General features: G+C 71.2%; 13 protein-coding genes and 1 riboswitch. Of the genes, 2 read left to right on the top strand and 11 right to left on the bottom strand.

Features of this window, described 5'->3' with window-relative positions; genetic code table 11:
• Window positions 1-72: 72 nt before the first annotated feature.
• The 7 genes from AB0D34_RS25405 to AB0D34_RS25375 form a co-directional block, all read right to left on the bottom strand.
• Entirely contained in the window at window positions 73-657 is a 585-nt protein-coding gene (locus tag AB0D34_RS25405; protein ID WP_362665066.1) for a GAF domain-containing protein, read from the bottom strand.
• A gap of 60 nt (window positions 658-717) precedes the next feature.
• Window positions 718-1317, bottom strand: coding sequence for an ATP/GTP-binding protein (locus AB0D34_RS25400; protein WP_362665065.1), 600 nt, complete (start codon window positions 1315-1317; stop codon window positions 718-720).
• On the bottom strand, window positions 1295-1666 hold the full coding sequence (locus AB0D34_RS25395) for a DUF742 domain-containing protein (RefSeq protein WP_123994878.1): 372 nt from the start codon (window positions 1664-1666) through the stop codon (window positions 1295-1297). Before AB0D34_RS25395 ends, AB0D34_RS25400 begins: the two co-directional genes overlap by 23 nt.
• A 2-nt stretch (window positions 1667-1668) precedes the next feature.
• Window positions 1669-2103 carry a roadblock/LC7 domain-containing protein gene (locus AB0D34_RS25390; protein WP_362665063.1) on the bottom strand — a complete coding sequence of 145 codons (435 nt, stop codon included), beginning with the start codon at window positions 2101-2103 and terminating at the stop codon, window positions 1669-1671.
• A gap of 68 nt (window positions 2104-2171) precedes the next feature.
• Window positions 2172-5321, bottom strand: coding sequence for an ATP-binding protein (locus AB0D34_RS25385; protein ID WP_362665061.1), 3150 nt, complete (start codon window positions 5319-5321; stop codon window positions 2172-2174).
• Window positions 5322-5842: 521 nt separating this feature from the next.
• Window positions 5843-6028, bottom strand: coding sequence for a hypothetical protein (locus tag AB0D34_RS25380; RefSeq protein WP_362665059.1), 186 nt, complete (start codon window positions 6026-6028; stop codon window positions 5843-5845).
• A gap of 553 nt (window positions 6029-6581) precedes the next feature.
• Window positions 6582-7754 (bottom strand): MBL fold metallo-hydrolase, encoded by a 1173-nt coding sequence (locus AB0D34_RS25375; RefSeq protein WP_362665057.1) that lies wholly within the window; start codon window positions 7752-7754, stop codon window positions 6582-6584.
• A 179-nt stretch (window positions 7755-7933) separates the two neighbouring features.
• On the opposite strand from AB0D34_RS25375, the gene AB0D34_RS25370 reads away from it, so the two are divergent.
• Window positions 7934-9112 (top strand): Glu/Leu/Phe/Val dehydrogenase dimerization domain-containing protein, encoded by a 1179-nt coding sequence (locus AB0D34_RS25370; RefSeq protein ID WP_362665055.1) that lies wholly within the window; start codon window positions 7934-7936, stop codon window positions 9110-9112.
• Between the two features lie 49 nt (window positions 9113-9161).
• Complete coding sequence (locus AB0D34_RS25365; protein WP_362665053.1) at window positions 9162-9773, top strand: TetR/AcrR family transcriptional regulator; 612 nt, start codon at window positions 9162-9164, stop codon at window positions 9771-9773.
• Window positions 9774-9818: 45 nt separating this feature from the next.
• Here the strand turns inward: AB0D34_RS25365 and AB0D34_RS25360 are convergent, their stop codons facing one another.
• The 4 genes from AB0D34_RS25360 to AB0D34_RS25345 form a co-directional block, all read right to left on the bottom strand.
• On the bottom strand, window positions 9819-10604 hold the full coding sequence (locus AB0D34_RS25360; RefSeq protein WP_362665051.1) for an SGNH/GDSL hydrolase family protein: 786 nt from the start codon (window positions 10602-10604) through the stop codon (window positions 9819-9821).
• Between the two features lie 145 nt (window positions 10605-10749).
• Window positions 10750-11466 (bottom strand): DUF6250 domain-containing protein, encoded by a 717-nt coding sequence (locus AB0D34_RS25355; RefSeq protein WP_362665049.1) that lies wholly within the window; start codon window positions 11464-11466, stop codon window positions 10750-10752.
• A complete protein-coding gene (locus tag AB0D34_RS25350) occupies window positions 11450-12511 on the bottom strand; it encodes an SGNH/GDSL hydrolase family protein (protein ID WP_362665047.1) in 1062 nt (353 codons plus the stop codon). The genes AB0D34_RS25355 and AB0D34_RS25350 overlap by 17 nt, the downstream gene beginning before the upstream one ends.
• A gap of 250 nt (window positions 12512-12761) precedes the next feature.
• Window positions 12762-13706, bottom strand: coding sequence for a peptidoglycan DD-metalloendopeptidase family protein (locus AB0D34_RS25345; protein WP_362665045.1), 945 nt, complete (start codon window positions 13704-13706; stop codon window positions 12762-12764).
• Between the two features lie 4 nt (window positions 13707-13710).
• A riboswitch (cyclic di-AMP (ydaO/yuaA leader) is annotated at window positions 13711-13868 on the bottom strand.
• Between the last annotated feature and the right edge of the window lie 111 nt (window positions 13869-13979).

Here is a 13979-nt window from a genome sequence, read left to right as displayed (position 1 = left end):
GTCCTCGTCGACGACGGCGAGCGCGAGGCCTCCGGCCACGCCCAGCGGCCGGCGAAGTGGCCGTCTCGCCGGTCACAGGACGGGGAGCCCGTCGGCCTCCCGTCGCTCCAGACGCGCGACCAGTTCCGCCGCCGAGGACTTGATGGTCTCCAGGCCGGGCCTGCCCCAGGGACGCGGTTCGACGTCGACGACGCACACGGTGCCGAGCACCATCCCGGTGCTGTCGATGAGCGGTGCGCCCAGATAGCTGCGGATGCCGAACTCGTCGACGACCGGATTGCCCGCGAACCGCGGGTAGTCACACACGTCCTCCAGAACCAGCGCCTTGCGCCGGACCACCACATGGGGGCAGAAACCATGGTCACGGGCCAGTTCACGGCCCAGCACCGGCGTACTGCCGTCGGCCTTGACCACGACGGCAGGTGCCACCTCCGGCAGATGCAGGCCCGCGAAGAACTGCCGTTGCTCGTCCACGAAGTTGACCATCGCGTACGGCGCCCCGGTGAGCTCGGCGAGCTGGTCCGCGTAGGCGTCGAGGGCGGGGTCCACGAGATCTCCCAGGCCCAGTTGGCCCAGACGCCTGGCCCTGGCGGGGGCCTCCTTGTCCTCGGGGGTGAGCAGCAGACGACCGGCCGGCCGCGACGGGTCGTACCTCATGGGCGGGCTCCGTCACTGTGGACGCAGGTCATATACGGGCTCCGTGGAGGTGTGCGGGTGTCACATGTGGGCGCCGTGGCTCGGCGCAGGCGCCGGGCTGTGGGCGATGAGATGCCGTACGAGGGTGAGCAGGGTCTGCACACCGGAACTGGAGATCCGGGCGTCGCAGCGCACGATCGGGATCTCCGGCGGAAGGTCGATGGCGGCGCGGACCTCCTCGGGGTCGTAGCGGTACCCCCCGTCGAACTCGTTGATCGCGACGATGAATCCGAGGCCGCGCTGCTCGAAGAAGTCCACGGCCGCGAAGCAGTCCTCCAGGCGGCGGGTGTCGGCGAGGATCACCGCCCCGAGCGCGCCCTCGGAGAGCTCGTCCCACATGAACCAGAACCGCTCCTGCCCCGGCGTGCCGAACAGGTACAGGACATGCTCCCGATCGAGGGTGATACGGCCGAAGTCCATGGCCACCGTCGTCTCGACCTTGTTCTCGACACCGTCGAGACTGTCGGTCGCGGCGCTGACCGTGGTGAGCAGTTCCTCCGTGCTGAGGGGGGCGATCTCGCTGACCGCGCCCACGAAGGTCGTCTTGCCGACTCCGAACCCGCCCGCCACAAGGATCTTGAGTGCGGTGGGAAACGGGTCAGAGTTGTCGTCGTAGTCCATCGAGCACTGCCTCCAGAAGAGCCCGGTCAGTCGGGTTGTGGGTGAACTCGGGGGGCTTGGTGGTCAGCGCCCCGCAGTCCACGAGGTCGGACAGCAGCACCTTGGTGACCACCGCCGGCAGCTTCAGATGGGCGGCGACCTCGGCGACCGAGACGGGTGCGCGGCACAGGTCGAGCGCCTGCGCGTGCTCGGGGCCGAGGTAGCCGATGGGGGTGGCACCGGTGGCCATCACATGCGACAGGAGGTCGAACGTGATGGACGGCCGGGTGCGGCCGTTGCTGACCGTGAAGGGCCGCACCAGCCGCCCGGCCGCGTCGTCGAGCCAGGGCCCGTCGCCGGCCGCCGCCACGCTCAAGGCCTCATCGCCGTGGATTCGACGGCGTGCTGCCGGGGCGCGGTCACCAGGTAGGGGCGGACGCTCTTGACCAGCATCGCCATCTCGTAGCCGAGCACGGCGGCGTCGGCCTCGCGTCCCGCCAGGACGGCGAGACAGGTGCCGGAGCCGGCGGTGGTCACGAACAGCAGCGTCGAGTCGAGCTCGACGACGACCTGGCGGACCTCTCCGCCGTCGCCGAAGCGGACGCCCGCGCTACGGCCGAGGGAGTACAGGCCGGACGCCAGGGCGGCCATGTGGTCGGCACTGTCCCCGTCGAGGCCGTGGACCGACTTCACGAGCCCGTCGCAGGACAGGAGGACCGCGCTGGTGGTGTGCGGCACGCGCTGCACGAGGCCGCTCATCAGCCAGTCGAGATCGGATACATGGCCGGTCGGCGCTTCGCTCGCCATGGTGGATCGACTCCTTGAGGTACGAAGGTCTGCGGGAGCGCTGGGGGGTGGGGTGAACGCGGGGGTGGTCATCCGGCGGGTGCGCTCCCGTCGTGCCGGGGGGTGGTGCGGTCGAGATCGAGGTCGAGGCCGGGGACTTCGTCCCGTCCGCCGTGCACCTCGGATATGTGGGGCCGCTCCATGGGGGTTACGTCTATGGCGGCGGCCTCGGTCGTGGGTGCGGCATCTGTGTGGCTCGCGCCGAAGTCGAAGGAGGCGGACGGGTCGGGGGACGGGGTCGGGCGGGACTGCAGCGGGATGGATGCGGGCGGGCCGGTGTGTGTGCGGGCCGTGTGGCTGTAGGCGGACTCGGTGTGCGACGGCTCCGTGGTCGGGGTGTCGGTGTGGGCGGACCCCATGTGCAGGGAGCCCAGGTGTGCAGAGCCCGCGTGCCCGGGGCCCGGGTCCTCGGCAGCCATGTGACCCGAACCCACACGCCCGGAGCCCAGGTCCCCGGCAGCCATGTGACCCGAACCCACACGCCCGGAGCCCAGGTCCCCGGCATCCGTGTGACCCGAACCCACACGCCCGGAGCCCAGGTCTCCCGCGTCCCTGTGACCGGCGCCCACGTGTGCGGAGCCCACATGCCCGGGCCCCATACGTCCGGGCTCCATCTGTCCGGGTTCCTCTGTATGGGCCGCACCCCCGTAGGGAGACGTCATGGGTGTGGAGTCCATGTGGTCGAACTCCAGGCGGGCAGCCTCGGCAGGCGCCAGGGGCGCGTCCGGGTCTCCGTCAGCGGGTTCCAGATGCTGTTGGGCCTCGGCGAGGCTGATGCCGCGTTGGAAGGCCGCCATCAGTCCTGGGTCGTGTCCGGCCAGGTACTCGGGGTCCTGCCGTGGCGCGGCGGGCCCCCCGCGCAGTTGGGGTGCGATGTGCTCCTGAGCGCGGCGCCGGGGCAGTTGGGGCTTGCCCATGGTGCCGCGCACTGTCCCGGTGCGCGGGGTGGGCGGCGCGGCGGTGTGCTCCGCGACCAACCGCCGGTCACCGGCCCTGATCCCAGGCACGGCGTCCGCGGGATTGGCCCGCTCCGCCCGGGCCCCGCGAACGGGCAACGGCGTGGGCCGCCCACCGCCGGAGGCCGCACCCCTGTCACGCGACAAGGACCCGCCACCGGCCGCCCCTTCACTCCCCCTGGGCACACCCCCGCCATCCCGGCGGGGCAGACGTCCACCCCCGTCCGGTACGACAGCCCCACCACCCGGCAGATGCCCACTCCCAGTCGACACACCGCCGACACCGCTCGAGAAGACACCGCCACCCGACGGGGACTCGCCGACCACCCGCCCACCGCCTGACGCGCCCCCACCGCCCTCCGGCACTACAGCCCCACCACCCGGCAGATGCCCACTCCCAGTCGACACACCGCCGACACCGCTCGAGAAGACACCGCCACCCGACGGGGACTCGCCGACCACCCGCCCACCGCCTGACGCGCCCCCACCCTCCGGCACTCCCGAGCCGCCGTTCCAGAAGACACCGCCACTCGACACGGCCGCGCCGGGCACGCCCCCACCCACCGGCAGAGACGCACTGGCGTCGGACCCGCCCCCACCGCCCGGCGCGACCGACCCGCCACCCGACCCAGCCCCTACGCCACCGGACACCCGCCGGCCGCCCCCGGGCAGCGGTCCGCTGCCGCCGGACCCACGCCCCCCGACGCCCCGAACGGCCGTCCCGTCCGGAAGGGAACCGCTGCCGTTCGGCGCGGACCCGTTGCCCCCCGACACCGCTCCCCGCCCGTTCGCCCCCGGCGTTCGGCTTCCATTGCGGCCCGAGTCCACCGGCCGTACGGAGTCATGGCTCGACGGCTCACGGCTCGACGGCTCCCGCCGACGCGGGTCCGCCCCCGGACGCGGTTCCGCGGGCACCCCCCGATGCCGGGCCTCGTGACCGCTTCGCGGCTGCTCCGGCCCCTGCGGGGGCACACCGGCCCCCGCAGCCTCCGGCGGCTGCGCGCCCACCGCACCCGGCGCCGATCCCAGCAGCGCCTGCGGCACGACGAGAACGGCCTGGACACCGCCGTAGATGTTGGTCTGCAAACGGACATGGATGCCATGCCGCTTGGCGAGCTGCGACACCACGAACAGACCGATGCGCCCGTCCGCCAGCAGGCTGGCGACATTGACCTGGTCCGGGTCCGCCAACAGGGCGTTCATCCGCTGCTGTTCCGTGACGGGCATACCGAGCCCGCGGTCCTCGACCTCGACGGCCAGCCCCGATGTGACGAGGTTGGCGCGGAGCAGGACCTGGGTGTGCGGCGCCGAGAACACCGTGGCGTTCTCGACGAGTTCGGCCAGCAGATGGATCACGTCGGCCACGGCGTGCCCGCGCAGGGTGCCGTCGATCGGCGGCACGAGCTTGACCCGCGAGTACTGCTCGACCTCGGCGATGGCGGACCGCAGCACCTCGGTCATGGAGACGGGGTTGCTCCACTGCCGGCGCGAGACGGCCCCGCCCAGCACGGCGAGGTTCTCGGCGTGGCGGCGGATCCGGGTGGCGAGGTGGTCGACGTGGAAGAGGCCCTTCAGCAGGTCCGGATCCTCGATCTCGTTCTCCAGCTCGTCGAGGATGGAGATCTCGCGGTGCACCAGGGACTGAAGCCGCCGCGCGAGGTTGACGAAGACCTCCAGCTTCTGTTCACTGCCCACCTGACTGGAGAGCTGGGCGGCCTGCACGACGGCGCTCACGGCCCCGTCGTGGGCGCGGTCCAGATCGGCGGCGAGCAGCTCGAAGTCGTCGGCGTCGTCGGCCGGGCCGCTGCGCGGGCTGCGTCCGGGCGGGACCTCCCCGCGCCGCAACCCCTCGACCAGGGCCCGCAGTTCGGCTTCGCGGCGCGCGCTGCTGCGGCGCAGTGTGCCGAGCCGGTCGCTCACCGACTTGGCGGCGCGGTCGGCGGCCACCGCGGCGATCAGGATGCCCGCGAGGGCCACCGAGACCGCGCCGGCCAGGACGCCCCACAGGATGAGGCCGGGCTGCGTCCCGGTGGAGCGGACGGTGAACAGGACGGCCGCGCAGCCGCTGAGGGCGACCGCGATCGGCGGGAGCACGGCCAGCCGCAGCAACTGCGGCCGTATGTGCGTCTCCGGCAGCACGGGGGCGGGGCGGGCGACCGGCCGCCCGTGCCGCCCGCCCTCACGGCGGTCTGCGCGTGTGGCCGGTGCACGGAGGTGAGACATCGGTGTCCTTGTTGTGGTCCGTCGGTCCTGATGGCCGGGGGGCCCGGAGTCACCCGTCCGGTTGGGCGGGCTCCGCCGTGTGCCCCTGTGGGCTGCCGGGCGGGGTGCGCAGCGGGGTGGTCGTCGCTCACCGGCGCGGCGCCTCCCTCCTTCCCGCCCCGCGGCCGTCTGCCGTGGGCATGCGTCATGACGTACCGGTCGCGAGAACCGCAGACTTCAACCGCTCGTCGCCCGGCGGACACTCACAGTAGTCGCCAACGCATCATGTGCGAGCGGCAGTTGACAAAGTCCCCCGCGCAGCGTCCCACTCTGGTATGAGGCCTCGCACGGCAGAACGACAAGCGCACAGACCGGGCTCCCCCGAACGAGCGAATATCGATCAGGCCAGGTCAGAAGCGATCTCGAACGGGCGGCGAGACGTCTGGATGCGCGCGCACTCCAGCTGGCACGCCGGTGGGTTTTTCGAGCAGGGCAGGCTCACCAACAGGCCTCCGGAGCATTGGCCCGAGCCTTCCGGAATGTCACTGAGCGTATCGACCGTCCCAGTCACCCATCCACGGCGCGAGCATCCGCCACGCTTCAGCGACCGGAACACCCTCGTACAGGGCGGACTCGTCCGGGACCGCGGTCAGGACCAGCAACTGCCGTTCGCCGGTGACGCAACGGACGTACTGCACATGGGCGGTCCCGCAGAGCACGGCCGCCACCGGCAGCCCCCCAGCAGCACCGCCTCGACGACGCCCCTCACCCGCACCCGCCCGTCCCGGCGCAGCGCCCCCGTCCTCGACGAGCGCGTGCAGCAACAGCCGAACGGAGCGGGAGTGTTCACTCGGGCCGTCGCAGAACACCCGGCCCCACCCCTGGCCGGCTCCCCGATCTCGTCCTTCGTCAGCAGCCCCGCGCGTCACTCGAGAACCGTCTGCACATTCCGCAGCACCGCAGGCGTCAGTGTCCGTACGCCCCCCCCCGGCAGTCCCGGGCCGTCGGCGAAGAGCCCCATGGCCCGGACGGTCACGGACGTCGCACTGACGGGCGGACGACCGCCGAAACTGACTGCGCCGCATCTGCTGCGGTGACGGGTCCGCCGTAGCAGCGGTCGATCTTCGGCTACGGGTCCATCGTGGCTGGTCGCGCGGTTTCCCGCGCCCCTATGTGGGTTACGGGCAGGCGCGCGGAACTGCAACCCCCTCAGGGGCACGGGGAACAGCGCGACCAGCCCCCACCGGCCCGCAGTCGCCCGACCCCGCGCGGCACCACCCCTCAGCGCTCGACCACAGGCTCCTGCTCAACCGCGACCGCCGGCAGCGCGGTCCACCCTCCGACCGGCGCCTTCGCCACCCCTCGCCACCAAGGATCAACCGCAGGCACGGACCCGGGTTCGAACGGCTCCCCCGGCCGAGGCGAAGCCATCGCGACCCCCGCCTTGTGGGCGAGCAACATCGTCCGCTCCGCAGGTTCGACCCAAGGGTGCTGCGCAAGGTTGAACGACCCCCAGTGGATCGGCAACAGCACCCCCTCCGCCGCGTCCCCGCCCTGCAGATCCAGATGCGACTGCAGTGCCTCCTCGGGCGTCATATGGATGTCCGGCCAGAATTCGGAGTAGGCCCCCAGCTGGATCATCGTGGCGTCGAAGGGCCCGAAGGCCGCGCCGATGTCCTTGAACCCGTCGAAGTACCCGGTGTCACCGCTGTGGTACACCCGGTGCTCCCCGCTGGAGACGACCCAGGACGCCCACAGCGTGTGCTGGGTGTTCCGCAGCCCCCGCCCGCAGAAGTGGCGCGCAGGGGTGGCCGTCAACGTCAGCCCGGCGACCTGGGTCGACTCGTGCCAGTCCAGCTCCCGCAGGCGGTCCGCGGAGACCCCCCAGTGCTCGAGATGGGCCCCCACGCCGAGCGGCACGACGAAGACGGTGTCCGTCCCGGCCAGTTCCTTGATCGTGGGCATGTCCAAGTGGTCGTAGTGATCGTGCGAGATGACCACCACGTCGACCGGGCCGAGCGCCGCGAGCGGCAGCGGCACGGGGTGCAGCCGCTTGGGCCCGGCGAAGGGGAAGGGGGAACACCGCTCGCCCCACACGGGGTCGAACAGCACCCGCCGCCCGTCGATCTCGGCGAGCACGCTGGCGTGTCCCATCCAGGTCAGCCGCAGGCCGGTGGCAGGCGGCTTGGAGAGGTCGGCGAGCGTCGTGGCGTGCACCGGGATCCGGCCTTCCGGGGCCCGGCGGGACCGGCTGTCACGGTCGAAGAAGACCTTGGCGAACTCCAGCATCCCCTCGGGCCGGATCCGAACGGATCCGCTGGGGTTCTGGAAGACACCGTCCTTGAAGTGGGGGGATCTACGGATGCGCGCCATGCGCTCACCGCTCGGATCCGCACCGAAGGCCGCGGGCTGCAGGGCGCGCAGCCCGGAGCTCAGGGAACGGAAACCGGTCACGGTACCTCCAGGTGGAGTTGCTGAGACATCCATTATGAGCCGCCCCTCCGACAATGCCGGGGTCTGCCCGGTCACACAGGTAGGGACGCGACCGGAGCGGATCACGTTGACAGAGCGCATCCCGATGCCAATACTGACCCCCCGTTCAGTAGCTGTCCCTCTGCCCCCTCGGAGCACGCGTGACCACCCCCTTGCTGTCGCTCACCTGGACCGACCACGTCACCGGCCGCCACGGCTTCCTGGTCGTCGACCGACTGGTGCGGGGCGTCGCCAGCGGCGGTCTGCGGATGCGCCCGGGCTGCACGCTGGACGAGGTCACCGGGCTCGCCCGTGGCATGACCATGAAGGAAGTCCTGCACTACGACCCCGCCGCGCGCTACGTCCCACTGGGCGGTGCGAAGGGCGGCATCGACTGCGACCCCCGGGACCCGGAGGCGTACGCACTCCTCGTGCGCTACCTGCGGGCGATGCGGCCGTACGTCGAGACCTTCTGGACGACCGGCGAGGACCTCGGTCTCAGCCAGGACCTGGTGGACCGGGCGGCCGCGGAGGCCGGTCTCGTCTCCTCCGTCCAGGCGGTCTATCCGCTGCTCGGCGACGAGACCGCGGCCCGGCGGCGGCTCGCGGAGGCGTTCGCCGTCGAGGTGGACGGCATCGGCCTTGACGAGTTGGCGGGCGGCTGCGGGGTGGCCGAGTCGGTGCTCGTGGCCCTGGACCGGGCCGGGGTGCCGTACCGGGGCACACGTGCGGCCGTGCAGGGTCTGGGCACCATGGGCGGGGCCACCGCCCGCTTCCTCACGCGCGCGGGGCTGACCGTGGTGGCCGTCGCCGACATCAAGGGCACGATCTTCAACCCCGCGGGGCTCGACGTCGAGTCACTGCTCGCCGCCCGGGATGCCTACGGCACCGTGGACCGCACGGTCCTGCGGCCCGCCGACCGCGAACTGTCCGGGGACGCCTGGCTGTCGCTCGACGCCGAAGTCCTCGTGCCCGCGGCGGTCTCGTATGCGATCGACACCGGCAACCAGGAGCGGATCCGGGCCCGTTGGATCGTCGAGGCGGCCAACATGCCGGTCCTGCCCGCCGCGGAGACTCTGCTGGCCGCGCGCGGGGTCACCGTGCTGCCGGACGTGGTGGTCAACTCCGGGACGAACGCCTGGTGGTGGTGGACGTTGTTCGGCGACATCGGCGCGGACGCGGACGAGGCCTTCGCCCATCTACGGCGTTCCATGCGCGCCCTCGTCGAACAGCTGCTGACCCGCGCGGAGGCGGACGGCACCTCGCCGCGCGCCGCCGCGCACGCGCTGGTCGCGGACCGGCTGCCGGTGATCGCGGAGCGGTTCGGCTGGTACCGCTGACCTCGCCCGCCGGTCGGTGCCCCACGGGGCGACAGACTAGGGTGATCCCGTGGCGAGAGTGCGGTTGACGGTGGCCGAGCGGCGCGAGGAGTTGCTGCGGGCCGCCATTGAGCAGATCCAGGCGCGGGGCGTGGCGGCCGTCCGGATCGCCGACGTGGCCTCGGCGCTCGGGGTGAGCAACGCCCTGGTGCTCTACCACTTCTCGACCAAGGAGAAGCTGGTCGCGGCCGCGTTCACCTACGCCGCCGAGGAGGATCTCGCCCATCTGCGCAAGCTGCTCGGCCGCCGTACCAGCGCCCTGAAGCGGCTGCGGGCGGCCGTGCGCTGGTACGCCCCGACGGGCCAGGCCAAGGGCTGGCGCCTGTGGATCGAGGGCTGGGCGGCGGCCCTGCGGGAGCCCGCGCTGCAGGAGGTCACCCGCGACCTCGACAAGCGCTGGAAAGCAGCCCTGTCGGAGGTCATCGCAGAGGGCGTCGCGGCGGGCGAGTTCCACTGCCCGGACCCGGCAGCGACCGCCTTGCGCCTCACCGCCCTCCTGGACGGCCTGGCGGTCCAACTGACGTCCTACGCGGGCGCGGTGCCCAGGTCCCGTGCCCAGGAGTGGGTGGACGAGGCGCTGGCCCGGGAACTGGGCCTGGACCGGGCAGCACCGACGCCCTAGCCACGCCGCCCGCCCCATGCCCGCCCCCAGTCCCCGAGCACGCCCTCAGGCCACCGAAGCGATCCGCGTCTTGATGTCGTCCGGCGACAGCACACCCTTGGCCGTCACATGGTCCCCGGAGGACTCCCCGCGCAGCCGGCGCCCGATCCACGGCACCAGGTACTCACGTGCCCAGTGCACGTCGTCCCGCCGCACGTCCAGCGGCCCCCGAGGCGGCAACGGCGGCCACGCCTGGTCCGGATCCGCGGGCACCTCGAGACCCAGCACCTGTCCCGCGCGAAGCGCCACGCGCGTGTGGCCCTCCGGAGAGAGATGCAGCCGGTCGCCGTCCCAGGCCCGCCGGTCCTGGACCGTCTTCAGGGACCACAGGTCGAGCACCGGACATCCGTACCGGTCGGCAATGGCCCGCACATGCCCGTTGTACGTGGCGATCTTGCCGCGCAGATGCTTGAGCACGGGCACCCCACGGGTGTCGAAGCCGGTCGTCACCATGACGGTGCCGCACACCTCGGTGAGCCGGGCGACTGCCCGTTCGAAGCGCTCGGCGACCTCGTCGGGGTCGGTGCCGGGCCGGATGATGTCGTTGCCGCCGGCGCAGAACGACACCAGGTCCGGTGCCAGTTCGACGGCCTGCGGGAGCTGGTCCTCGACGATCTGGTCGAGCAGCTTCCCGCGTACGGCGAGATTGCTGTACCTGAAGTCGCCTTCGGGCCGCCGGTCCGCGAGGAGTACCGCGAACCGGTCGGCCCATCCGACGAACGCCCCGTCGGGGCCGGGGTCGCCGACGCCCTCGGTGAAGCTGTCCCCCACCGCCACGTACGACCCGATCACTGATGCGCTGTCATTCTTCGAATCGTCTGCCACAGCCGTTCATGATTCACCTTCGAATGTGACCTACGCGACCGTAGGAAGGGCTTGACGGTCGGTGAGATAAGCCACTCCTAAAGTGTTCGCCAAACCAGGAATAGCTCTCTCATCAGGACTGTTGACGCTGCGACCGCCATACCCGGAAGTCACTGATCCGGAAGTGGCTCCAGGTGGTGCGGAAGGCGAAGTGCCCACTCGTGTACGGCTGCGGGTCGCTGTAGTCGAAGACGAGCCGCCCGTTGTTCCACCACCGCACCGTGGAGCCGTCGGAGACGATCCGCACCCGGTTCGGCTCGTTCGCGACGAGCAGCGGTTCGGTGTAGTCGTAGATCAGCGGCCGCACCCCGGCCTCGCCGACGTACCGCCGCAGCCGGGTCGTCGTGTTGTAGTTGGCTCCGTAGCCGGAGTAGTAGGTCGTGAGGTAGTCGTACTCCGCGAGCGCCCCGCCACGTCGGGTGGCGAAGAGGTCGTCGGGGGACCGCACGTCGACCGCGTTCCAGAAGTTGTTGAGGTCGGACACCCGGTCGTTGACCCCGCCCGCGGAGACGGGCGTGGCGGTGTATTCGAGGACGTACGGGCCTTCGAGCCGCTTCTTGAACCAGATCGTCGCCCCGGCGGGCACGTCGACCTCCAGGACGCCCCGCCTCGCGGTGACCGTGCCGCCCTGTTCCAGTTCGACGACCCACTGGCCGAGGCCGTGGCGGAAGTCGTCGCGGGCGATGGGACGGCGGTGGCGGGGCGAGGCGCTCGCGGTGGCCGCGGGGGCGAGGGTGGCCAGGGCGGCGCCGGCGGTGAGGGCTCCGAAGGCTCTACGCGTGGTCGTCACGGGAGACGGTTCCTTCCGGGGTGGTGGTCACGGGCTTCTTCGAGATGAGGTCGATCAGTCGCTCGGCAGCCTTGCGGTGGCCCTGGACGCTCGGGTGCACGGTGCCGTTGAAGTCCCCTACCGCCGGGTCGAGCCAGCCGGTCGTGTCGACGAACTCGACGCGTCGATCGCCGAGTTCGTCGACAACGGCGGCGATGTCGGCGGCATGGCTGCCGTCGAAGGGACGCAGGGCGAGAATGCGGGCATGCGGTGCGGCGGACCGCAGCTGTGCCAGATAGGCGCGATAGGCGGCCCGGAACTCGGCGGCCCCGGACGCGGCGTCGTTGGTGCCCTGGTTCACCACGATCACGTCCGCCCCGCGGTCCGGACGCGCCCTGGAACCGGCGTAGTTCCACCCGTACGCCTCGGACGCGGCGGGCACTCCCCCGTTACCGGTCTGGATCACCCCCTGCCGCCCGAACCCGACCTGGGTGAGCGAGGCGTGCAGGGCGTCGGCAACCAGCGTGGGGTAGGCGGCCGTACCGTCCGCGCAGTCGGAGGTGTTCACCTCGCACAGGGCCATGACACCCTGGGTGATCGAGTCGCCGTAGAACGCCAACTCGCGCTTCCTGAACCGATGCTGAGGCAGCAGGTACCCCCGGATCCCGGTCAGCGCCACTCCGCTCTCCAGTGGCGGCACCCACCGGTTGACCCGGGAGAAGACGTCCTTGACGGAGATCTCGACGACATGGGGCCCGCGACCGGCCGCCGTGATCGCCAAGTCGCCCTTGCCGACGGCATGCACCTCCTTGGGGCCGCCGTCGACCGACACGTGGATCTGCGCGGGCACGGTGATCGACGAGATGTCGAACAGGGCGTGGACGGTCGTGCCGCTGAAGCGGAAGCGAAGCCGGGAGCCGGAGTTGACGGTGACGGCCGCCTCGGCGGTCCGGCTCCAATGGCCCTCGTAGGCGATACGTCCGTCATCGGGACGTACGACGTTCACGCCACCGGAGGCGGAGGCGGGCGGCACCGCGCCGAGCAGCAGCCCCGCGACGGTCCCCACGGCCGGAAGCGTGCGTCTCATGACGGTGCGTCGGTCGACGCCGGACACGGTGACCTCCGAAGGCGGTAGAAAGCGCTTGCACAGCTACGGAGTTCACTTTGGCCCCACCCTCCCCCCTCTGTCGACGCCCTGCGCACACACGCCACAGGACCGCAATGAAATGACCATGAGGGGCGCAGGTGAGCCGGCGCACACACCGAAGGCCGGACCCGGGGATCAGGGTCCGGCCTTCGGTGGCACAGGGGGCGCGTCAGGCGACGGAGACGCCCTTCGAGCGGAGGTAGGAGACCGGGTCCACGTCCGAGCCGTAGTCCGGCGTGGTGCGGATCTCGAAGTGCAGGTGCGGGCCGGTCACATTGCCGGTCGCGCCGGAGAGGCCGACCTGCTGGCCCTCGGTCACGGTCTGACCGGCCGAGACGGAGAGCTGGGAGAGGTGGGCGTACTGCGCGTAGTAGCCGTCGTTCAGCTTGATGACGACCTGGTTGCCGTAGGCACCGCCCCAGCCCGCGGAGACGACCGTGCCCGCGGCCACGGCCTTGAGCGAGGTCCCGGTCGGGACGACGAAGTCGACGCCGGTGTGGTAACCGCTGGACCACATGCTGCCCGCGACGCGGTAGCCGGTGCCGACGGTGGCACCACCGACCGGGAGGGTGTAGCCGCTGGAGCTGCTGGAACTCTGCGTGACGGCCGCCGAGTTCGAGGAGGACTTCGACTCCGCCTTCTCGGTCCTCGACGAGGACGAGGAGGAGGACCGGGAAACGGAGGACTTCTTCTTCGCCGTGCTCGTCGTGGCCTTCTTGCCGATCGAGAGCTTGAGGCCGGGGTGGATCAGCGACGGGTCGTCACCGACGACCTCGCGGTTGTCGGCGTAGAGCTTCTTCCAGCCGCCGCTGACATTCTGCTCGTCGGCGATCTTCGAGAGATAGTCACCGGCCCGCACCGAATAGGTGCGTACGGTCGAGGTCTTCGTGGAGTCCTTCTTCGCGGCCGTCTTTTCGGCCGACTTCCCGGCGGCCTTCTGCGCGACCGGAAGCGCCTGAACGGTCTTTTCCGACACGGACTGGGAGGTCGCCGCGTGAGCGCCGGTGGCACCCATGAGCGGGAGGGCGAGCGCGACACCCCCGGTACCGGCGACGGCGATCGAGCGGGTGAAGCGCTTGGGCTTCGGACGGCGGTGCTTACCCTTCGCGGGCATGGCGAATTCCTCTCCGGCGCCTGCGAGGTGAGCTGTCGGGTGCGGGCTGGAGATGCCCGGCCGCGCCGAAACGCGGCTTTACCCCTAGCCGTTCCGGAGACCGGAACAGGCGTTACTACCTGTGGGTCCCCCGCTCCTGCCGTGCACGGGTGAGTGTGTGTGGGGAATCCGAGCGGCGGCAGGATTGGGCGTCCGTCCGGATCGGTGGCGAACGTAAACGAGCAAGACGCAAAGGGACAAGCGAGAGGTTCCCTGTGAATGCGTTTCTCTTGA

The sequence above is a fragment of the Streptomyces sp. NPDC048420 genome, from assembly GCF_040651535.1.
In the GTDB taxonomy this organism is placed as follows: domain Bacteria; phylum Actinomycetota; class Actinomycetes; order Streptomycetales; family Streptomycetaceae; genus Streptomyces.
The sequence above is the reverse complement of the archived record's forward strand: the minus strand, read 5'-3'. Positions and strand labels throughout refer to the sequence as shown.

Excerpts from the sequence above, each read along its gene's own strand:
- AB0D34_RS25400 (WP_362665065.1), bottom strand. The coding sequence starts at position 1,317 with ATGGACTACGACGACAACTCTGACCCGTTTCCCACCGCACTCAAGATC.
- AB0D34_RS25390 (WP_362665063.1), bottom strand. The coding sequence starts at position 2,103 with ATGGCGAGCGAAGCGCCGACCGGCCATGTATCCGATCTCGACTGGCTG.
- AB0D34_RS25345 (WP_362665045.1), bottom strand. The coding sequence starts at position 13,706 with ATGCCCGCGAAGGGTAAGCACCGCCGTCCGAAGCCCAAGCGCTTCACC.
- AB0D34_RS25385 (WP_362665061.1), bottom strand. The coding sequence starts at position 5,321 with ATGTCTCACCTCCGTGCACCGGCCACACGCGCAGACCGCCGTGAGGGC.
- AB0D34_RS25405 (WP_362665066.1), bottom strand. The coding sequence starts at position 657 with ATGAGGTACGACCCGTCGCGGCCGGCCGGTCGTCTGCTGCTCACCCCC.